The organism is bacterium SCSIO 12827 (genome assembly GCA_024397995.1).
GTDB lineage: Bacteria > Pseudomonadota > Alphaproteobacteria > Rhodospirillales > Casp-alpha2 > UBA1479.
Window position 1 is genome coordinate 1,434,582 of the sequence record CP073746.1, and the last position, 19,852, is coordinate 1,454,433.

At 63.3% G+C, this 19,852-nt stretch carries 17 protein-coding genes; 5 read left to right on the forward strand and 12 right to left on the reverse strand.

The window, feature by feature from the left end; genetic code table 11:
- Positions 1-130 precede the first annotated feature (130 nt).
- Positions 131-1,009, forward strand: a complete 879-nt coding sequence (locus KFF05_06760; GenBank protein ID UTW53608.1) for a YicC family protein — start codon at positions 131-133, stop codon at positions 1,007-1,009.
- Positions 1,010-1,028: 19 nt separating this feature from the next.
- Positions 1,029-1,661, forward strand: a complete 633-nt coding sequence (gmk, locus tag KFF05_06765) for a guanylate kinase (GenBank protein UTW53055.1) — start codon at positions 1,029-1,031, stop codon at positions 1,659-1,661.
- On the opposite strand, the gene rsmA is transcribed toward gmk, so the two are convergent.
- From rsmA to KFF05_06800, 7 genes are all read right to left on the reverse strand, one after another.
- A complete protein-coding gene (gene rsmA / locus KFF05_06770) occupies positions 1,658-2,485 on the reverse strand; it encodes a 16S rRNA (adenine(1518)-N(6)/adenine(1519)-N(6))-dimethyltransferase RsmA (GenBank protein UTW53056.1) in 828 nt (275 codons plus the stop codon). The genes gmk and rsmA overlap by 4 nt on opposite strands.
- Positions 2,486-2,492: 7 nt before the next feature.
- Positions 2,493-3,512: a 4-hydroxythreonine-4-phosphate dehydrogenase PdxA gene (pdxA, locus tag KFF05_06775; protein UTW53057.1), complete on the reverse strand. Its 1,020-nt coding sequence runs from the start codon at positions 3,510-3,512 to the stop codon at positions 2,493-2,495.
- A 2-nt stretch (positions 3,513-3,514) separates the two neighbouring features.
- Positions 3,515-4,816 (reverse strand): peptidylprolyl isomerase, encoded by a 1,302-nt coding sequence (locus tag KFF05_06780; protein UTW53058.1) that lies wholly within the window; start codon positions 4,814-4,816, stop codon positions 3,515-3,517.
- 18 nt (positions 4,817-4,834) lie between these two features.
- A complete protein-coding gene (gene lptD, locus KFF05_06785) occupies positions 4,835-7,159 on the reverse strand; it encodes an LPS assembly protein LptD (GenBank protein UTW53059.1) in 2,325 nt (774 codons plus the stop codon).
- 5 nt (positions 7,160-7,164) lie between these two features.
- Entirely contained in the window at positions 7,165-8,265 is a 1,101-nt protein-coding gene (lptG, locus tag KFF05_06790; GenBank protein ID UTW53060.1) for an LPS export ABC transporter permease LptG, read from the reverse strand.
- 17 nt (positions 8,266-8,282) lie between these two features.
- Positions 8,283-9,395 carry an LPS export ABC transporter permease LptF gene (gene lptF, locus KFF05_06795; GenBank protein UTW53061.1) on the reverse strand — a complete coding sequence of 371 codons (1,113 nt, stop codon included), beginning with the start codon at positions 9,393-9,395 and terminating at the stop codon, positions 8,283-8,285.
- Between the two features lie 102 nt (positions 9,396-9,497).
- Complete coding sequence (locus KFF05_06800; protein UTW53062.1) at positions 9,498-11,285, reverse strand: acyl-CoA dehydrogenase; 1,788 nt, start codon at positions 11,283-11,285, stop codon at positions 9,498-9,500.
- A 145-nt stretch (positions 11,286-11,430) separates the two neighbouring features.
- On the opposite strand from KFF05_06800, the gene KFF05_06805 reads away from it, so the two are divergent.
- Positions 11,431-12,900: a D-aminoacylase gene (locus KFF05_06805; GenBank protein ID UTW53063.1), complete on the forward strand. Its 1,470-nt coding sequence runs from the start codon at positions 11,431-11,433 to the stop codon at positions 12,898-12,900.
- Positions 12,901-12,906: 6 nt separating this feature from the next.
- Here KFF05_06805 and KFF05_06810 read toward each other — a convergent pair whose 3' ends face one another.
- The 5 genes from KFF05_06810 to yaaA all read right to left on the reverse strand — a co-directional run bounded on the left by KFF05_06810 (position 12,907) and on the right by yaaA (position 17,810).
- Positions 12,907-13,140: a DUF2061 domain-containing protein gene (locus KFF05_06810; protein ID UTW53064.1), complete on the reverse strand. Its 234-nt coding sequence runs from the start codon at positions 13,138-13,140 to the stop codon at positions 12,907-12,909.
- A 210-nt stretch (positions 13,141-13,350) separates the two neighbouring features.
- Positions 13,351-14,169, reverse strand: coding sequence for a hypothetical protein (locus KFF05_06815; GenBank protein UTW53065.1), 819 nt, complete (start codon positions 14,167-14,169; stop codon positions 13,351-13,353).
- 136 nt (positions 14,170-14,305) lie between these two features.
- Positions 14,306-15,430 (reverse strand): DSD1 family PLP-dependent enzyme, encoded by a 1,125-nt coding sequence (locus KFF05_06820; GenBank protein ID UTW53066.1) that lies wholly within the window; start codon positions 15,428-15,430, stop codon positions 14,306-14,308.
- Between the two features lie 98 nt (positions 15,431-15,528).
- Positions 15,529-16,860 carry a chromate efflux transporter gene (gene chrA, locus KFF05_06825; GenBank protein UTW53067.1) on the reverse strand — a complete coding sequence of 444 codons (1,332 nt, stop codon included), beginning with the start codon at positions 16,858-16,860 and terminating at the stop codon, positions 15,529-15,531.
- 161 nt (positions 16,861-17,021) lie between these two features.
- Entirely contained in the window at positions 17,022-17,810 is a 789-nt protein-coding gene (gene yaaA, locus KFF05_06830; protein ID UTW53068.1) for a peroxide stress protein YaaA, read from the reverse strand.
- A gap of 135 nt (positions 17,811-17,945) precedes the next feature.
- Between yaaA and KFF05_06835 the strand changes: the two genes are divergently transcribed.
- Both KFF05_06835 and KFF05_06840 read left to right on the forward strand, forming a co-directional pair.
- Entirely contained in the window at positions 17,946-18,296 is a 351-nt protein-coding gene (locus KFF05_06835; protein ID UTW53069.1) for a Spx/MgsR family RNA polymerase-binding regulatory protein, read from the forward strand.
- Positions 18,297-18,307: 11 nt separating this feature from the next.
- On the forward strand, positions 18,308-19,852 hold the full coding sequence (locus KFF05_06840; protein UTW53070.1) for an MFS transporter: 1,545 nt from the start codon (positions 18,308-18,310) through the stop codon (positions 19,850-19,852).

Sequence of the window (19,852 nt, forward strand, 5' to 3'; positions counted from 1 at the left end):
TCGGTTATAGGGCCCCGGCGGGGGGAAGGGGAAGCCTGCGCCGCTTGTTGGCGGCGAATGCGCTCGGTATAAGTTTTGCTTCGCCCTTGGCACCACGACCGAAAAGGAAAGCACTTTGGCCATCAGTTCAATGACCGGGTTCGCCCGCGCCGAAGGCAGCCAGGACGATCTGACCTGGGTCTGGGAGGTGCGTAGCGTCAACGCCAAGGGCCTGGACCTGCGGTTTCGCCCGCCGCCGGGGTTCGAGGCCCTGGACCCGCTGGTTCGCGCCAAGGTCAACGCGACATTCAAACGCGGCAGTGTGTCCGTGAACCTGTCGACCCGGCGTGAGACGGGCGGCGGCGCCTACCGCATCAATGACGATTTCCTGGCCCAGGTCACGGCCCGCATGGCGCGTCTGAAGGACGAGGTGCCGGACGCCCGCCCACCGTCGCTTGACGGTATCCTGGGCTTGCGTGGGGTGATCGAGCCCATCGACGAGATGATGGCGGAGGATGACTTCGAGGCCATCGCCAAGGCCATGATGGCGGACCTGGGCAAGGCACTGAGCGGTCTGGCCGCCATGCGCGACGAAGAAGGGGCGCGGCTTCTGGCCGTCCTTTCGGGCCAGATCGACCAGGTCGCCGACCTGACGGCCCGCGCCGGCCAGGTCGCGGGGGCGCAGCCCGACGCCATCCGCCAGCGCCTGAACGACCAAATTCAGCGTCTGGTCGCCGACAACGCGACGATGCCTGAGGAACGCTTGGCGCAGGAAGCGGCCATGCTGATGACCAAGGCTGACATCCGCGAGGAACTGGACCGCCTTGCCGCCCATACCCAGGCCGCGCGGGAGCTTCTCGCCAAGACCGAGGGCCCCGTGGGCCGGCGCCTTGATTTTCTGTGCCAGGAATTCAACCGCGAGGCCAATACCTTGTGTTCCAAGTCGCCGGATACGGATCTGACGACCCTGGGGCTCGATCTGAAAACCGTGATCGACCAGCTTCGCGAGCAGGTCCAGAATATCGAATAAGACGGATAGGGACGGCATCATGGATGAGATTTCACGCAGGGGTATGATGCTGGTGCTGTCGTCGCCGTCAGGTGCGGGCAAGACCAGCATTTCACGCCGTCTTCTGGCCGAGGAAACGGGCATCGTCATGTCCGTGTCGGCGACCACCCGTCCGCCGCGTCCGGGCGAGGTCGACGGCAAGGATTACTATTTCTACGACCAGGAAACGTTTGCCAGGATGATCGCGAACAACGAGTTCCTGGAGCACGCGACCGTGTTCGACAATTCCTACGGCACGCCGAAGAAACCCGTGTGGGATGCCCTGGACAGCGGCCAGGACGTGCTGTTCGACGTTGACTGGCAGGGCACCCGAAAGCTCCGGGAAAGTGCTCGTGAGCATTTGGTCAGCGTGTTCATCCTGCCGCCGTCCATCGCTGAATTGGAAAACCGCCTGAAGGGGCGCGGCCAGGATTCCGACGAGGTCGTCGCAGGGCGCATGGCCCGGGCCAAATCGGAAATGAGCCATTACGAGGAATACGACTACATCGTCATCAACGACGACCTGGACGCCAGCGTCGAGAACGTGAAGGCAATCCTCAAGGCCGAGCGTCTTAGGAAGGACCGTCGGACGGGACTGCTTGATTTCGTCCAGGGCATGGGCGTCGCGGGCTAGGCGTTTCGTTCCGCCAAGAGCCGCGCCAAGGCGCAAAATTCTTCCACTGACAGGTCTTCCGCCCGGGCTTCGGGATTGATCCCGACCCGTGCCGGATCGAGCCCGATGCTTTTCAGGCTTGAGCGCAGCATCTTGCGCCGCTGGCCGAAGGCTGACTGAGTCACTTTTTCCAGGTCGGTCATGGCGGCAGGCGCCAGGGGTTCGGGGCGGGGGATCACTTCAACCACGGTCGAGGCGACCTTGGGGGGCGGCGTGAAGGCTTCCTTGGAGACATTGAACAGCGGGCGTACCTGGGCCCGCCATTGGGTGATGACAGAGAGCCGGCCATAGGCCTTGCTGCCCGGTGCGGCAGTAAGGCGGTCGGCGACCTCTTTCTGGAACATCAGGACCATGCGGGTGAACTGATTTGCCTGCCGCAGCCATTGCAGCAGCAGCACGGTCGACACGTTATAGGGCAGGTTGGCGACGATGGCGCGCGGGGCCGGGGTCAGGGCGACCAGGTCCGTCTCCAGGGCGTCGGCCTCCAGGATGTGCAGGCGGCCCGGATAGGCGTCCTGCAGTATCTGCAGGGCGGCGACGCAGCGGCGGTCCTTCTCGACCGCCCAGACGGCGTCGGCGTCGCTTGCCAGTAAGGCACGGGTCAGGCCGCCCGGCCCGGGGCCGATCTCGATCACGTTGACGTTGTCGAGCGGGTCGGCCGCGCGGGCGATGCGTCCGGTCAGGTTGCCGTCCAACAGGAAATGCTGGCCCAGGGACTTTCGCGCGCCCAAGCCGAAATCATGGATCACGTCACGCAGGGGCGGCAGGTCAGTTGGGGCTCCCATGGGCGGGTCAGCCGCCCTGTGCCCGGTTGGCGGCGATCAGGCGCGCCGTCACCATGGCGGCGACCAGGCTTTGTTCGCTGGCCTTGCCCGTGCCCGCGATATCCAGCGCCGTACCGTGATCGGGCGAGGTGCGCACGATGGGCAGGCCCAGGGTCACATTGACGCCGCCGTCGAAGTCCAGTGCCTTGACGGGGATCAGCGCCTGGTCGTGATACATGCAAAGGGCGGCGTCATAGCCCTGCCGTGCGCGCGGGCTGAACAGGGTGTCCGGCGGGGCCGGCCCGGTTGCGTCGATGCCCTCGGCGCGAAGCAACGCCACGGCCGGGGCCACAATGTCGCGGTCTTCGGTGCCGAGCGCGCCGTCTTCGCCGCCATGGGGATTCAGTCCGGCGACGGCCAAGCGGGGGGTGTCGATGCCGAAATCACGTTTGAGGGCGGCCGCCGTGATGCGGCCTTTGGCGACGATGGCCTGAGTGCTGAGACCGGCAACCGCGTCGCGCAGGCTGATATGAACAGTCACCGGCACCGCGCGCAGGGCGTCGCAGGCGAGCATCATCACCGGCTCGTCCCCGCCGCAGAGTTCGGCGATATACTCCGTATGTCCCGGATGCTTGAAACCGGCAGCGTAGAGCACGGATTTCTGGATCGGGTTGGTGACAAGGCCCGCAGCGGCGCCGTCGAGCGACAGGTGCACGGCGCGCTCGATGGCGTGAACGACGGCACCGGCATTCGCAGGATCGGGCGTGCCGGGGGTGACGGGCGCGGGTAGGCGCTCCGCCAGGACAGGCAGGGCGCGGTCGAACAGGGCGGCGGCTTCTGCCGGGTCGGAAATTTCCTCAATCGGGATGTCTATTCCCAGATGACTTGCGAGGGCGCGCAGGCGGTCCGGATCGTCGATCGTGAAAAACGGCCTGGTGCGGCTACGTGCCGAGGTCCAGGCACGCAGAGTCAATTCGCCGCCGACCCCGGCGGGCTCGCCCATGGTCAAGGCAAGCGGGCGAAGGGCGGTCGCCGCGGTCGTGGCCATGTCTATCGCCGTTCGATGAAGGCGTTTCGCCGAAGGTCGCGCAGGAACTGCCGCGCGGCCAGGTCCAGACGGTCGTTGACCAAACGGTTGCGGACTTGGGTCCGCAGTTGCGCCTGGGCGTTTTCCGAAATGCGTTCGCAGACCATGAACAGCATGAACGCACCGGGCACCTTGATGACCTCGCTGGGCTTTCCGTCGGGCAGATCCTTGATGGCGTCCCGCACCAGGGGCGACAATTGGCTGGTGCGGAGACGCAGAGTGTCGGAGGTCAGCCCGCCGGCGACTGTTTTCGGCGTCGCCGCCATGGTGGCGCAATTGTCGGCGCGCAGGCGCAGGCGTTTCGCCAGGTCGCGCTTTCCTTCCAACTCGCTGGCCGGGCCGGTGTCCGAGACCGGGATCATCAATTGTTGCAGCACGATGCTGGGGTCGACAGCGGGCCCGGCAGCGCCCTGGGACACGCGCTGATCCCGCAGCCAATAGATTATCCAACCGGCGGCGGTGCGGATGGGCGGGGAAAACTCTCCGGTCTTAACGGCGGAAAGGGCGCGCGAAACTTCCGGGGCCAGCGAATTCAGGGAGACCCAGCCCAAGTCGCCGCCGACGGCGGCAGTCGGGCTCTGTGAAAAGGTCGTGGCCATTGCCTGGAACGGCGTGCCGTTCTTCAGTTCACCCAGAATTCTTTCGGCAACGCCCCGCACTTCCTGGTTCTTGGGCTGCTCATCCACAGGTAGGAAGATTTCCGACAACAAGGCTACGGGCTTACCCTTTTCGGCATCAAGGCGGGCAATTTCCTCGTCCACTTCCTCGTCGGCGATTTGGGTCAGCGCGCGGAACCGCAACCGCAGGGCATCGTTCCACGCCAGATCGGCGCGGATTTGCTGATAGAGAACGTCCTTGGACAGACTCAGGCTTTCCAGAAGGTTGAGCATGCCGTTCGCGGGCATGCCGCGGGCTTTCTCAAACCTTTGGACGGCGGTTTCGACGGTTTTGTCGTCGATCTCGATGCCGAGGGTTTTTGCTTCCTGGCGTTTCAGTTCTTCGTCGATCAGGGTGTCGACGATTTTGGGCGCCAATTGTTGCGCCGTTTCGCGGGTGGCCGGCAGGCCGGACATGGCGATGACGAGTTTCAGGCGCGCATGAAGATCGTATTCCGAGATCGGCGCGCTGTTCACTGTGGCGACAATGCCCATGCGTTGTGCCTGGGCCGGTGCCGACAGGCCGGCGGCAATCGCCAGCGTCAGGACGACGGCAAGTCGGGCAACCAGGAAGAATGGGGCGGATCGGAGTCCGGCGGAAGCAATCATGATCTGCGGTAATCGCATTTAGAAGGTGATCTGTCCAAGAGTCTTTAACAGCAGGTTGATGGTAAAGGCGTCTGTCGGTTGCAGATCTCTGTCCTCGTAAAACGTCCGCGACAAACGGGTCGTTACGATCAGGCATTCGTTTTCGAATACCAGGTCGCTGACGATGGAGCGCATTTCATTGGCCGCCAGGTCACGAACGGCGCTGACGTTGATGCGCCAGTCCCGGGATACTTGCGAGGATGCAGAGAACGACAGTTCCTCACGGCCGGTGAATTCACTGTCCACCGGCTCTTCAAAGAAGATATAGCCGAGAGACCCGCGCAGCAACGGGACACCGGCGCTGGCTTGTACCTGATGGCGCCGGGCGGAGAACCCGTCCTTGGCGATCTGCGTACGGTAGGCGAGATCAAGATAGGTTGAAGGGTTTATGCGTGCGGTGGCGACGATGTCGGAGAGGTCGTCTTCCAGGCCGCTGCCTTCGGAGAAGGTGTCGTCGGTGTGGAACCGGTACGTCTGGCCTACGAGGAGAGAAAGGCCGAGGCCGGTTGGGCCGTACAGCCCCCATTTCAGGCCATAATTGACGCGGGTGCCGCCTTCGACCCTGTCGATGCCCCCGAACCGGTTCACGTCGAACAAGTTGGTGTCGTCGAATTCGAACTCCTGGCTGTCCTCATTCGGAATTTCTGCCGGGTTTCCGCCATTCGGGCTGGTGATGACATTGATGATGGGCTCAAGCGTCTGGCTGGCTTTGCCCAACTGGCTGATCAGCGGGAACCGCCAATCAAGGGATGCATAGGGGTAAATGCGGCCGGTCAGGCCTGTGAAATCGGTGTCGTTATCGCGGCTCACGTTGTTGACGTGATAGGCGTCAGCCCAAATTCCGGTGGAAAAGCTGAACAGGTTGCCGATGGAATCGGAAAACCGCCGGTTCCACGACGGACGGATGGAAATGCGCCGGGTGTCATTGCCGCTTTCATCACGCGATACGGCAAGCAGGCTGGCATCGACGTTAAAGTTACCGCCAAAACGGTCGGGCTCGCCGACGTGGCTGAATTCAACCAAGGGCAGGACCAGGGGGCTGTCGATGGAATCCGCCTCGGCGCGCTGGTCTTGGAAGGAATAGGCATTCACCGCAAGATAGTTGCGGCCACGGAAGCCTTCGGCGAACACTCTGCTTTCCAGCACGGACGGGCTGTTGAAACCGAACCGGCGCAGGTAGGTATCATCGGTGGCACGGTTGATGTCGAACCCGGCGCGCCAGGTTTTGTTTATGTCCCAAATACCTTCCGAGAATACGTGGCCGCGGAAATCGCCTTCGGAGTCGTTGATGCCACTAACCTGGGTGTCGAGCTTGCCGTTCATGAACCGCTTGCGGTAATCGAGCGTCAACTGGAACCCTTCGGATTCGGAAAGTGCCGGCGTTGCGGTGACATCGGACGATTCGTCGAAGGGATAAAAATAGGGCAGTCGTGTCACGAACCCGAGGTCGGATGATCCGCCAAATCCGGGTGCCAGGAATCCCGCCTTGCGCCGAATGCTGGGATCGGGATGGATGAAATAGGGCGTGTAGAGGACCGGATAGCCGTAAACTTCGAGCCAGGCATCCCGATATTCGATCGTCTTATTGCGCTTGTCGTGGATGACGCGGACGGCCTTGATCTGCCAAAGCGGCGGCGCGTCGGGGTCTTCTGCGCATTGATTGCAGGGCGTATAGACCCCTTTACGTAATTCGGTGACGACCGCGCCGGAGCGCTTGGCGCCTTCCGCCGCAAGGCGAGAGCGGTCGGTGAGGATGAGGCCGATGTTACGGACAAGACCATCCTTCAGGTCGCCGGTGATGGTGATCTGGTCGGCGAACAAGGTTTCGCCGGACGGCTCCAGAATGGTGATGTTCCCGGCCGCCTGCACGATGTCCGTATTTTGATTGTAGGTGACCTTGTCGGCCAGCATCGTGCGGTCGCCATGGGTGATTTCCACATTGCCGTAGGCCGATACCAAACCATTTTCCTGGTCGAAGCTCATTTCATCGGCCAGCAGGTTGACCGGGATTTCCGGCTGCCCCTCGATCTGCGCAGGCGCTTCGCCGCGCGGTTCTGGTCGCGCGCGGGGCAGCATTGGCCGAATGGGCGCAGCGATAGGTTCGGAAACGGGGGCGGCGGGGCGCGTCATGGGGGTGCCGGCGGAAGGCTTGATGGGCCGTGGGGCTGTTTGAAACAGAATGCCCAGCGGTCGTTCGGCGGTCGCGCCGGTCAGGCCGGCCCGCGCCGGCGTCGGCGCGGCCAGCACCGCCGCCAGAATCGGTGCGGTCAACAGGCTGAGAACTTTTTGCCGACTGTTCCGCATGGCGTTCAGCCGTCTTCCAGATGGAGCAGCATCGCGGCGCCCAGCATGGTCGCGACCCCGGAGGGGGTCCACGCCGCGAGCAGCACGGGAATGCTGTCCGACAGGCCAAGGGCAAAAACGATATCGGAGAAGAAATAGAGGACAAAGCCGGTCAGCACACCGCCAGATACGATGTATGTCGTGCCGCCGCGCCGGGTCTGACGCAGGGTGAAGGTCGCGGCGATCAGCACCATTGCGCACATCAAAAGCGGTGCTGACAGGAGCGTGTGCCAGTACAGCCGGTGGCGGACAGCCGAAAACCCGGCGGTCTCCAACGTGTTGATGAAGTGCGGCAAGTCCCAGAAGGACATGGTTTCCGGCGGCGCGAAGTTGTCCTGGATACGGTTGACGGTAAGATCCGTCGGCAACCAGAAATCCTTCTCGAAACGGGCCGGGGCCTCGGGTTCGAACAGCCAGGCTTCCTTGAGGCGCCAAAAGCCGTCCTCAAGGCGGGCGGATTGTGCGTCGATCCGCTGACGGAACGTGTCCTTGCCTTCGTACAGGAAGACCAGGACATCACGCAATTCGACCTCGCTTTTCTGTTGCAGAACGCGTTCCGCGTGGACGACGCTTTGGCCCTTTTCATCGGCCTGGCGCAACCACAAACCCGAATTGGAAATCGACAGGAAACTGGTGTGTCCTTCGATGCGGGTCGCCTCCAGCCGTTCGTAGCGGGCAAGCATGGACGACGACAAGGGGTTGATGACCGTGATCTGCAAGAGGCCCAGCAGGAAGGCAAGAAACAGAACCGGCAGCATGAACTGCCAGGCGGAAATTCCCGTTGCCCGGGTCACCACCAGCTCGTTGGTGCGCGTCAAGCGCCAAAAGGCCGCCATGCCGCCGAACAGGATGGCGAACGGAAAGGTCTTCTGTCCCATGAATGGAAGCTTCAGAAGGGACATCTCCATGACCATCGCGAAGGTAACGGAATCGTGCTGGGCCGTACGCCGCAGCAATTCGACGGAATCGAACAACAGGATCAACATCAGGAACAGGCAGAAGATGCCAAGGAAGCTGATCAGGAAATGCCGCCCGATATAGACCGAAAGGATCGCAGACAATCGCATGCCGTTCTCCTCCCCCCTCAGGCCGTCTTGGCCACGGCCGGCGCCGCCGACGGCGCGCGGACCATGACCAGCCAGGCCAACGGGATGGGCATCAGAACGACGGCATAAAGCAACGGCATCAGTTCCAGGTTTTTGGCGACCATGTTCTCCACGCCCAGGATGATGGCCTGCAGAACGACCATGCCGCCGACGGCGGCGAGGACGCGCACAGTCTGGGTCCGGCGGCCGAAATTACCGGTCAGCAGGCAGCTCAGGCCGATCACCGCGAAAGTCAGGCAGAGCATGGGCGCAATCAGCCGCCGATGGGCCTCGACGATGAATTTCCCGACGTTCTTCTGGCCGATCAGATGGGTCTGGTTGGGGGTGTCGAAAAGTTCGTCAAGCGTGCGCTCCCGGGGTTCGCGCCATCGCGCTCCTTGGGGGCCGCCGATGGCCAGATTGTAGACCCATCGGTCGAAATACAGGATCGACAGTTTGTTGGTGGCCTTGTCGACTTCCTGACGGTTGCCCTTGAACATGACAACGCGGGGGCCTGTCGGGGTGTCGATCATCGCCCCGCGGTCGGCCATCAGAGTGAACGGCTTGGCCTTGTCGCGGGTGTCGTGAACCAGGATGCCGTGCAACTGTCCGTCGGGCGTGCGGGCGCGGACATAAACCGTTGTCGTCCGCCCGACGTTGTTGAATTCGCCTTCCTTCAACAGGACATGGGAGACGCTGTTGCGGATGTCCCACTGCAGATCGCGGAATGCGCGATACGATTCCGGGACCAGTTTCAGGTGTAGGGTGTAGGACAGAACGACGATGACAGCGGCCAGTATCAGCGCCGGTTTGGCGAGCGCGAACTGGCTGAGGCCCGCCGCCCGCATGACCACAAGTTCACGGTCGGTAATCAACTTCGCATAGATGAACACGACGACCGTGAACAACGCGATCGGCAGGATGACGATCAGGAAGTTGGGCAGCAAAAGCCCGGAAAGATAGAAAAAAGTTCCCGCACTCAATCCCCGATTGACGATCATCTCGACAAACCGCAGCGACTGAGTGAGCCAGATGATGCAGGTCAGCCCCGTCGTCACCAGGATCATACCAACCACAAGTTGGTGCAATATGTATCGCGTCAGCGAGTTCATTCGAATCCCCAGGGAATGAGGACCTCAAACTGTAGGAAAAAGGTTAATAAATCAAGGCACAAACCCTGATTTTCCGGGCCGTTGCGGGGCGCGAGGCAGGAACTAGAAGGCGTCCGGTGAAACCGTTGCGATCGTGCCGCCGCCGGCCAGGATCGTCGCCCGCAATGCCGCCGCCTGGGGCAGGTACTGTTCGGCGAAGAAACGGGCGGATACGATCTTGTGATCCAAGTAGGGATCGGTGTCGCCCTGGTCCTTGCGTTGGGCCGCGCGCAAGGCCCCCTGGGCCAGTAACCAGCCGCCCGTGGCGATGCCCATCAGGCGCAGGTAATGCACGGCGCCGGCCGCCGCGGGGGCAGGGTCCTGAGGCCAGGTTTCGACGATCCAATCGGTCGCCGTTTCCAAGGCGCGGACAGCGGTGGTCAAGGGTTCGGCCAGATCGTCCAGGCCGTTGTCATCAGCGGCAAGGTCGGCGATGGTCTCGCGCATGGTCTTGATCAGTTCGCCGGCGGCGATGCCTTCGTCGCGGGCGACCTTGCGGCCGACCAGATCGTTGGCCTGGATGCCGTTGGTGCCTTCGTAGATGCGGGTTACGCGGATGTCCCGCGCGTGCTGCGCGGCGCCCGTTTCCTCGATATAGCCCATGCCGCCGTGAACCTGAATGCCGAGGTCGGCGACCTCCGACGCGATGTCGGTGGAAAAAGCCTTGGCCACGGGCGTCATCAGGTCGATGAAGGCCTGGGCGCGGGCACGTTCCGCTGTATCCGTGTGATTCCGGGCGATATCGACAGCCCCCGCCACCCGGTAGGCAATGGCGCGGATGGCTTCGGTCTGGACCCGCATGGCCAGCAGCATGCGGCGCACGTCCGGGTGATGGATGATGGTCACCGGATCAGCCCCGCCGCCGGTTAGGGCGCGGCTCTGCACGCGCTCCTTGGCGAAATCTCGGGCCTGCTGATAGGCCCGCTCGGCGATGCCCACGCCCTCCATGCCGACGGCAAGGCGGGCCGCGTTCATCATGATGAACATGTATTCAATGCCGCGGTTTTCCTCGCCGATCAGGAAGGCCTTGGCGCCGCCGTCGTCGCCGTAGGACATAACGGCGGTCGGGCTCGCGTGCATGCCCATTTTATGTTCGAGCGAGACACAGCGCAGGTCGTTGCGGGCACCCGGATTGCCGTCCGCGTCGGGCAGGAACTTGGGAACCACGAACAGCGACAAACCCTTGATGCCCTCGGGCCCGTCGGGGGATCGTGCCAACACCATGTGCACGATATTTTCGGCCATGTCGTGTTCGCCATGGCTGATGAAGATCTTCTGGCCGCGCAGCAGGTAATGGCCGTTCGCACGCTCGGCCTTGCAGCGAATGCGCGCGAGGTCTGATCCGGCCTGCGGTTCGGTCAGGTTCATGGTCCCGGCCCATTGCCCGGTGACCAGTTTTTCCAGGTAGGTGGCGTTGATCTCGTCGGACCCGTGGGACAGCAGCAGTTCGATCGCGCTTTGCGTCAGCATGGGGCAGAGGGCGAAGGACAGGTTGGCGGCATGCCAGATTTCCGACACCGCCGTCGCGACCAGCACGGGCAGGCCCTGGCCACCCCAGTCTTCCGGCGCCCAGATGCTGTTCCAGCCGGATTCGACAAACTGCTGATAGGCGTCGGGGAAGCCCGTGGGCGTGCGCACCACGCCGTTATCCAGGACGCAGCCTTCCTGATCGCCCGTATGGTTCAAGGGGGGCAGAACCTCCGTGCCGAACTTGCCGGCTTCTTCCAGGATCGCGTCGACCAGGTCCGGCGTCGCGTCGGCGTAGCCGGGCAGCCGGTTCACGGCGCCCAGGCCCGCGATTTCGTTCAGCGCGAAGCGCATGTCGTCCAGGGGGGCTCGGTATTCCGCCATTGGATGTCTCCTCAATCCCTCGGTTGTAGGCAAGGTTTCGGGCGCTGACAACGGTGCCGTTACGTCAACGGCGGCGGCTGTCTGGTGTGCAGCCCAGAGCCATGTAATATGGCGCCCACCATCGACCAGCAGGAGACCATCCGCCATGCCCACCTACGACCTTTTGATCACCGGCGCCGACGTCATCGACGGCACCGGCGGACCGCGCCAACGCGCCGACGTGGCCGTTTCCGGCGACCGTGTCGCAGCGGTTGGCAATCTCGTGGCGGAAGGGGCCAAGGCCAAGGAAACGATCGACGGTACGGGCCTAGCGCTGGCCCCTGGATTCATTGACGTGCATACCCATGATGATCGGCTTGTCCTGACCCAACCCAGCGTCGCGCCCAAGACCAGCCAGGGCGTGACCACGGTGGTCACCGGAAACTGCGGCGTCTCGCTGGCCCCCTTCACGGCCTCTTGCCGGGCGGGTGAGGCCGACCCGCCGGGCCCCATGGCGCTGCTGGGCGGCTGGGCGGATTACCGCTTTCCCACCTTGGCCGATTACAACGCCGCCCTGGCCGACAGCCCGGCCGCCATCAACGTGGCGTCCCTGGTCGGCCATACGACCCTGCGCGCCGGAGTGATGATGGATACCTTTGACCGCGCCGCGACCAAGGCTGAGATCGATGCCATGGCACGGGTGCTGGAACAAAGCCTGAAGGATGGCGCCGTCGGCCTGTCGACGGGGCTGGCCTATCCCACGGCGATCCACGCGCCGACGGACGAGATCGTGGAACTGGCGGCTTGTTTGAAGGATTTCGGGGCGCTCTATACCACCCATATGCGCAACGAAGGGCCGGATCTGGTCGATTCCGTGGACGAAACCATCGACATTGCCCGGCGTTCCGGTGCGGCCACGGTGATTTCCCACCACAAATGCGTCGGCCGGGAAAACTGGGGAAAAAGCCACGACAGCCTGGCCCACATCAAAGCGGCGCAGAAGGACATGACACTGGATTTCGACGTCTATCCCTACACCGCGACCTCGACGATCCTGTTGAAGGATTTCCTCTCGACCTCGGAAAAGACCGTGCTGACGTCGTCCGCTACCCATCCGGAGATGGTCGGCCGTGAATTCGACAGCATCGTCGACGAATGGGGCTGTTCCGTGGACGAAGCGATCCGCCGCCTGTCGCCCGCCGGGGCAGTCTATTTCCGCATGGACGAGGACGAAGTGCGCCGCATCATGGCCTTTCCGGGGGCGATGATCGCGTCGGACGGCCTACCCATCGACGAAGGCCGCCCGCATCCGCGTCTGTGGGGGACCTTCCCCCGGGTGCTCGGCCATTACTGCCGGGACGAAGGCGTCTTCAGCCTGGAGGAAGCGGTCCACCGCATGTCCGGAAAGCCGGCAAGCGTGTTCGGCCTGAAAGACCGAGGCGTGATCCGTGAAGGAGCCTTCGCCGATCTGGTGCTGTTCAATCCCAAGACGGTGATCGACCGCGCCACCTTCGACGCCCCGGAAACGCCCGCCGGCGGGATCGAGCGGGTTTATGTGAACGGCGCGCTGGTCTGGCACGACCTGGCCTGGACCGGGGCGCGGCCGGGACGGCGGGTCGGGCGGGCCGTGGCCTAAGCCGTTTTACGCCGCCGCCGGGGCTGTTCCGTCGGGGTTGGTTCGCTCATCCCGGGGGGCGTCCTTCACCTTGCCCCACAGGGCTTCGTGGACCGAGTAGGCGACGGTCTGGACCATCGGTTCGATGATGCCCACGCCCAAGGCGACGTGCCAATCGCGGGTCAGGACATAGGCCACCGTCACGGCGACCACCAGGTGCATGGCGGAGTAGGTGCCTGTTTTGATCAATTTGCGTGACATGGTCGGTTCCTTTCGGGTGGCGTGCCGAGCCGTAATCCGGCCGGCCTTGTTGAAAGGAATATAATGCAATTGCGAATTATTATCAATAAATACAGAAATGAATTATTCCATTCCCGGTGATCGATAAAACCACTTTCCGAGCGATCCCGGACATGAAAAAGGCGGGGCCAGATGGCCCCGCCTTTCCCGGTAACAGACTAGGGTTAAAGCCTATTTTCCGAACAGGCCCTTGAGCTTTTCGCCCGCGCCCTCGATGGCCTTGCCGGCCCCTTCGGTGACCCCGCCGGCACCTTCGGTCACGCCTTTCACGGCGTCGGTCGCCCCCTTGACCGCGCCTTCCATCATCTTGGCGGCGTTGCCGATCAGCTTTTCCGGATTGATGGACATGATGCCGGCCGTCAGCTTGTCGATCACGGCCTTGGTCACTGCGGCGGGGCTGGTGCCGCCGGAATCCTTGCCGATGTCGGTCAGGGTGATGTCGGGCAGGGCCGCCTCAAGCGTTTTCCCGTCCAGGATGCCCGCGCTCAGGTTCACCCTGCCGCCGGTGATGGTCAGCTTTTCGATCACCAGCTTCTGTTCCTCGCCGGAGGACGGTTCTTTTTTGGCCTCGCCGCCGGAGCCCGCGAATTTCTTGGCATAGGCGTCGACGTTCGCCTTGATGGCGTCGACGTTGGAGGTGCCGCCGGCTTTCTCATACGTCACGATCGGTCCCGTGATGGCGATGGACTTGATGACGATCGGGTTCTTGCCGATGGAGTCCTTATCGATCTGCAGGGAGATCGCGCCCAGTTCGAACGCACTCGGTGTTTTGAAGCCCGTGGGATTGCCGACGGTCAGCCCTTTCATCGCGCCGGTGCCCTGGAACATATCCAGGTCCACGGAATTCAGGGTCACACTGGCCTGGGTAGCGTCGCTGCCGATGGTTTCCACGGCGGACTTCACCAGATCGCCGGCGAACACGAACAGGTAGATACCGACGGCGACGATGAGGGCGATGATCGCGCCCAGGATGTAGACGATTTTATTCATGACGGACTTTCCTTTGATTCAGCCGAAGTCGTGATATCTCAACACAGCCGCCTGTGCCGCCGCGTCCTCCTCCGTGTCCAGGGGCATCTTAGGCGCAACCGGGGCGGGCGGTCCAAGACTTATGCCATTGATCTCGTCAGGTCAGGGCACCCCGTGCCGTGACCTGCCACAGGGCTTCGACCCGACCGTTGCGCACGCCCACGTACCAGTCATAGAGGTTCACGGTCGGATCGCAATGTCCGGGGATCAGGCGCACCTTGTCGCCCAGCTTGAGGGCCTGACGTGTCTCGCTAAGATCCAGGCGCCCGTGTTCGTCCGATGGCTTGGAATAGGTAACGTCCTCCAACTCGGAAACCAGGGGAAAGCCCTGGTCGTTGCCGAGCGCCTTGTGCCCGGCATCGACGACGCAGAAGTCGTCGCCGGTTTTGGACATTACGGTGGCCAACACGAACAGGGAATTTTCGAAGGCCTGGAACGGCTTGCCGTCGGCCATGCGGTTCTGGCCATAGTCGGCATCCATGAACACGTAGGATCCGCACTGCAGTTCGTTCCAAACCTTGGACTTGGTGTGGAATTCATAGGTGCCGGTGCCGGCGCCGCCGACCGTGTCGCAGTCCAGTCCGACCTCGGCCAGTTGTTCGACCGTTTTCTTGGTCAGAACCTGGGCGGCGTTGATGGCCATCTTGCGTTCGGCGAAATCGCGGATGTGCTGGGCCGATCCCTGATAGGCCTGTATTCCGGCGAACCGCAGGTTGCGCGACCGATCAATTTCCTTGGCCAGGGCCACCGCCGCTTCGCCCGGTGCCACGCCGCAACGCCCGGCGCCGACGTCGATTTCCACCAGCACGTCCATGATCACGCCGACCTGGCCGGCGGCGGCGTTCAGATCCGCCACGTTATCCGCATCGTCGGCGCAGACCGCGACCTTGGCGTGACGGGCCAGGGCTGACAGACGGTTCAGTTTGTGACGCCCGACCACCTGATTGGAGATCAGCACGTCATTGATGCCGGACTGGACCAGAGCCTCGGCCTCCGAGACCTTTTGGCAGCACACGCCGACCGCACCCAGTTCCATCTGCAGGCGTGCGATATGGGCCGACTTGTGGGTCTTGGAATGGGGGCGCAGGCGGACGCCGGCTTCCTTGGCGAACTCGGCCATTTTCCTCAGGTTGCGTTCGAACGCATCGAGCTCGATCAAGAGGGCCGGCGTGTCGATATCTTCGGCGGCGTCACCGATACGCGCAGGTGCGGGTTGCGGCATGGGAAGTCTTCTCCTGATGGTGCCCCCGGTCCGGGGATGCGCATTTGATAGCGCCGGATCGTCATGCGGGCAACGCCCCTGTTGCCGCCGATTATTGGCTAAACGAGTCCGATTGCCCCCAACACGGCGCCGATACCGACCAGGGCCGGGATGGGCACCTTGCCGGAAAGCAGCAAGGCCAGGGCCCCCGTGGCGACGGCGGCGGCGGCCCAATCGACACTGCCAGATGCCGTGACCAGAACCGATTCCCCCAAAAAGACCGCCAGGTTGAAGATCACGCCGACCACGGCGGTGGTGATGCCGGACAACGCCCGCCGGGCGTGTTCGTTTTTTTGCAGGGCGTCCACATAAGGGGCCCCCGCGATGATGAAATAAAACGACGGCAGATAGGTGACATAGGTCGTCAGCGCCGCCGCCAGCAGCCCGGCGGCGACCTGCGACAGATGCGCCGCGCCGGCGCCGTTCCATCCGGCAAAGAAGCCGACGTAAGTATTGACCAGAACCAGGGGCCCCGGCGTGGTTTCCGCCAAGGCCAAGCCGTTCAGCATGTCGCCCGGGGCGATCCAACCATGGGTGTTGACCGCCGCATCGGTGATGTAGGGCAGCACCGCATAGGCGCCGCCGAAGGTGACCAGAGCCGCCGTGGTGAACAGCTTGGCCACGGCCAGGAACGGCGCCGGGCCGGCGATCACGACCAGGGCTGCCACCGGCAGGGCCAACAGCACGAGGAACAGGGCGGTGATGCCCGCCAGCCGTGTCCAGGGGTTGCCTGCCGGGCGCTGTATGTGGTGGCTGTCGCCCTGGCCCGCGTCGCCGCCATGGCCATGCCCGCCGACCCGGCCCAGGGCCGGAATCATGGCGCCCAGGACGCCGGCGGCCAGGATGATCAGCGGGAAGGGCACATGGGCGAAATGCAACGCCGCGAAGGCCGCCGCCGCCAAGGCCACGGCGGGAAGTGAATTGCAGGTCTTCTTGCCGATCCGCCACACGGCGAACACGATGATGCCGATGACGGCGGGCTTGATGCCGTTGAAGATCTTGATGACCCAGGTATTGTCGCCATGGGCGGCGGCGACCCAGGCCAGCGCCATCATCAGAATGGCACCGGGCAGGAAGAACAGGGTGCCGGCGGTCACGGCGCCCCAAATGCCGTGCAGGCGCCAGCCGATATAGGCGGCCAACTGCTGCGCCTCGGGCCCCGGTAGCAGCATGGAATAATTGAGGCCGCGCAGGAACGCCTGTAGGTCGATCCAACGTTTCTTGTCGACGCAGTCAGCCTGCATGATGGCGATCTGGCCGGCCGGGCCGCCGAAGGAAATGAACCCCAGGTGCAGCCAATACCACGCCGCTTCGGCAAAGCTGACGGCGGGCGGGGTGCTTTGGGTTGAGGTTTCAGGCTGTGGCTGGGGGGCGGCGGTTTCTGCATCCATGGCTGTACCCTATCGTTCAGCGGCGGCCCGGAACCGATTGGCGCCGGGTCGGGCCTACGTCAGGGCAGATCTTGGACGACAATGCCGCCTGATGGTGCCGGGCGTCTGCCGTATGCCCGGGGATCGAAAATGGTAGCGCGCCAGCAGGGTCGGCACCAAGTCTATTTCGTCACCTTGGGCGGCTGCTTGCGGGAAAATACCCAGGTCTTGTCGTCGCTTTGATCCGCCTGAAAGCGATAGCCGCCATCCGTGAACTTTTTAAGACCATCTGCGGTTTCGATGCGGTTGACGATCATGTAGCGCGCCATCATGCCGCGCGCCTGCTTGGCGAACAGGCCGATCACGCGGGCCTGGCCTTGGTTGATTTCCTTGAACACGGGCGTGATGACCGGGGCCTTCAAAGTCTTGGGGGCAATGGCCTTGAAATATTCGTTGGATGCCAGGTTCACGATCGTCGGGTCCTTGTGTCCCTCCACGGCCTGATCGACGGCCTTGGTCAGGGCGCCGTCCCAGAATGCATACAGGTTTTCGCCGCCGGGGTTGGCGAACTTCAGGCCCATTTCCAGGCGATAGGGCTGGATCAGATCCAAGGGCCGGAGCAGGCCGTAAAGCCCCGACAGGATGCGCAGGTGATCCTGGGCGTATTCCAGGTCGGCCTTCGACATCTCGCGCGCCTTCAGACCCACATAGGTATCGCCGTTGAACACCATGGCCGCTTGCTTGGCGTTGCTCAGGTCGAAGGGCGGCTTGAAATCCTTGAACCGCTGGAAATTCTGGTCGGCCAGGGTTTCGCTGATGCCCATCAGGTTGCGCAGGTCCTGGCGCGTGAGCTTGCGCGCGGCCTGGACCAGTTTCTTTGACTTGGCCAGGAAGTCGGGCTGGGTATGGCTGTCCAGGGGCGGGTCGGTCTCGAAATCCAGTTTCTTGGCGGGGGAAATTAGGGCCAGCATGTCGGGGTGCCTCTGCGCTGTGGGTCGGGGCGGGCGGCATGCCGCCGGGCGGCGGCTTGGCAAAACTCAATGCCGATGACATATAGGGGCTTGTGCCCGTATCGTAAACGGCGAACGACGAAAAGGGAGGGGGCGATGCTTACCATCTGGGGCTTGAAGACCTGCGACACCTGCAAGAAGGCGCTGAAGTGGCTGGCCGATGAAGGCATCGCTCATCAGGTGAAGGATGTCCGCGCCGACGGCGTGCCGGCGGCCGAACTGGCGCGCTGGATCGACGTCGTGGGCTGGGAAACACTGGTCAACAAGTCATCGACCACCTGGCGCGGGCTGCCCGACACCGACAAGGACGGCCTCGACGCCGCCAAGGCCAAGGCGCTTCTGGCGGCCCATCCGACCCTCATCAAGCGGCCCGTATTCCTGTCCGGGGATGATGTCGTCGTCGGCTTTCGCGATGCCCAGAAGGCTGCACTCAAGGCCGGGGGCTGATCGGCCGGGCCATGTCCATTTCAGAGCGCCTGGCGCCGTCCCAATCCCTGAGCGAGGACGAGGTTGAAACCGGGCTGAAATGGCTGGTGCACAACGGCGTCTGGGCCCAGGGGATGGAGACCCTGGCGCTGGGCCCGATCTTGGTCGCTTACGCGCTGTACCTCGATGCATCGAATCTTGCCATCGGTTTGCTTGCGGCCCTGCCGAACCTGGGGCAATTGGCGCTGCTTCCCGCCGTTCAGGTGGTCGAGAAGGTGCGTCGGCGGCGCTTGCTCGCCGTCGTTTTCGGAGCCGCCAGCCGGCCCATGCTGCTGGTCATGGCGGCGGCGGTGCTGGTGCCGTCGAAAGAGGTGGGTTTGTTCCTGCTGCTGCTCGGGCTCACGCTGCGCTACAGCCTGGGGGCCTTCGTCGGCTGCTCGTTCAATTCGTGGATCCGCGACTTGGTGCCGGAAAACCGCATGGGGGCCGTGTTCGCCAACCGCCTGATGTGGATGACCGGGATGGGCATGGTGGTCAGCCTTCTGGCCGGTGTGTTCGTTGATGAATGGAGCCGCCTGCTGCCCCACCGCGAGGCCTATGGATATTCGATCCTGCTGGTCCTCGCCTTCCTGGCCGGCTGCGTCAGCGTCTACTGCATGTGCCGCATTCCGGAACCGGCGATGCCGCCGGCGGAACGCCATCTGCCGCTGAGCGAACGCCTAGCGCAGCCCTTGAAGGACGTTAATTTCCGCAATTTGGTGATCTTCCTGGGGTCCTGGAATTTCGCCATCAATCTGGCGGCCCCCTTCTTCACGGTCTACCTGTACAAGCGCCTGGGCCTCAGCGTCACCATGGTGACGATGCTGCTGATCATCAGCCAGGCGGCCAACATCGCGGTGATCAAGACCTGGGGGCGGATCGCCGACCGGGTGTCCAACAAAGGGGTGTTGACTGTCGCGGCGCCGTTGTTCGTGCTGTCGATCTTTCTTTGGACCTTCACGACCCTGCCGGAAAAGCATGTCCTGACCATTCCGCTGCTGGTCGTCATTCATATCCTGACCGGTGTTTCGACGGCCGGGGTGACCCTGGCATCTGGCAACATGGGATTGAAGCTGGCCCCCCGCGGGGCAGCGGCGAGCTACCTTTCCGTCTCGTCCCTCATCACCGCGATCTGTGCCGGCACGGCCCCCATCATCGGCGGCCTGTTCGCCGACTGGTTCACGGACCGCGAACTGACCCTGATCCTGCGCTGGACCGAACCGGAAACCCGCCATGTGTTCCAGGCTATTAACCTGCGCCATTGGGATTTCTTCTTTGGCTTGGCGGCGGTTTTGGGGTTTCTATCGCTCAACCGCCTGCGCCAGGTCAAAGAGGTCGGCGAGGTCGAGGAGGACATCGTTCTGGAAGAGCTTATGGCGACGGCCCGCCAGGGCATGCGCAATCTGACCTCCGTCGCCGGCCTGCGCTCGGCGGCGACATATCCCGTGGAACTTCTGTTCCGCAAGGTACGCCTGCGCCGGCGCAAATCCGGCGCCGCGCCGCCGGCCCCCATCACCCCCGACGGACCCGCCCCCTGA

Excerpts from the sequence above, each read along its gene's own strand:
- KFF05_06760 (UTW53608.1), top strand. The coding sequence starts at position 131 with ATGACCGGGTTCGCCCGCGCCGAAGGCAGCCAGGACGATCTGACCTGG.
- gmk (UTW53055.1), top strand. The coding sequence starts at position 1,029 with ATGGATGAGATTTCACGCAGGGGTATGATGCTGGTGCTGTCGTCGCCG.
- rsmA (UTW53056.1), bottom strand. The coding sequence starts at position 2,485 with ATGGGAGCCCCAACTGACCTGCCGCCCCTGCGTGACGTGATCCATGAT.
- pdxA (UTW53057.1), bottom strand. The coding sequence starts at position 3,512 with ATGGCCACGACCGCGGCGACCGCCCTTCGCCCGCTTGCCTTGACCATG.
- KFF05_06780 (UTW53058.1), bottom strand. The coding sequence starts at position 4,816 with ATGATTGCTTCCGCCGGACTCCGATCCGCCCCATTCTTCCTGGTTGCC.
- lptD (UTW53059.1), bottom strand. The coding sequence starts at position 7,159 with ATGCGGAACAGTCGGCAAAAAGTTCTCAGCCTGTTGACCGCACCGATT.
- lptG (UTW53060.1), bottom strand. The coding sequence starts at position 8,265 with ATGCGATTGTCTGCGATCCTTTCGGTCTATATCGGGCGGCATTTCCTG.
- lptF (UTW53061.1), bottom strand. The coding sequence starts at position 9,395 with ATGAACTCGCTGACGCGATACATATTGCACCAACTTGTGGTTGGTATG.
- KFF05_06800 (UTW53062.1), bottom strand. The coding sequence starts at position 11,285 with ATGGCGGAATACCGAGCCCCCCTGGACGACATGCGCTTCGCGCTGAAC.
- KFF05_06805 (UTW53063.1), top strand. The coding sequence starts at position 11,431 with ATGCCCACCTACGACCTTTTGATCACCGGCGCCGACGTCATCGACGGC.
- KFF05_06810 (UTW53064.1), bottom strand. The coding sequence starts at position 13,140 with ATGTCACGCAAATTGATCAAAACAGGCACCTACTCCGCCATGCACCTG.
- KFF05_06815 (UTW53065.1), bottom strand. The coding sequence starts at position 14,169 with ATGAATAAAATCGTCTACATCCTGGGCGCGATCATCGCCCTCATCGTC.
- KFF05_06820 (UTW53066.1), bottom strand. The coding sequence starts at position 15,430 with ATGCCGCAACCCGCACCTGCGCGTATCGGTGACGCCGCCGAAGATATC.
- chrA (UTW53067.1), bottom strand. The coding sequence starts at position 16,860 with ATGGATGCAGAAACCGCCGCCCCCCAGCCACAGCCTGAAACCTCAACC.
- yaaA (UTW53068.1), bottom strand. The coding sequence starts at position 17,810 with ATGCTGGCCCTAATTTCCCCCGCCAAGAAACTGGATTTCGAGACCGAC.
- KFF05_06835 (UTW53069.1), top strand. The coding sequence starts at position 17,946 with ATGCTTACCATCTGGGGCTTGAAGACCTGCGACACCTGCAAGAAGGCG.
- KFF05_06840 (UTW53070.1), top strand. The coding sequence starts at position 18,308 with ATGTCCATTTCAGAGCGCCTGGCGCCGTCCCAATCCCTGAGCGAGGAC.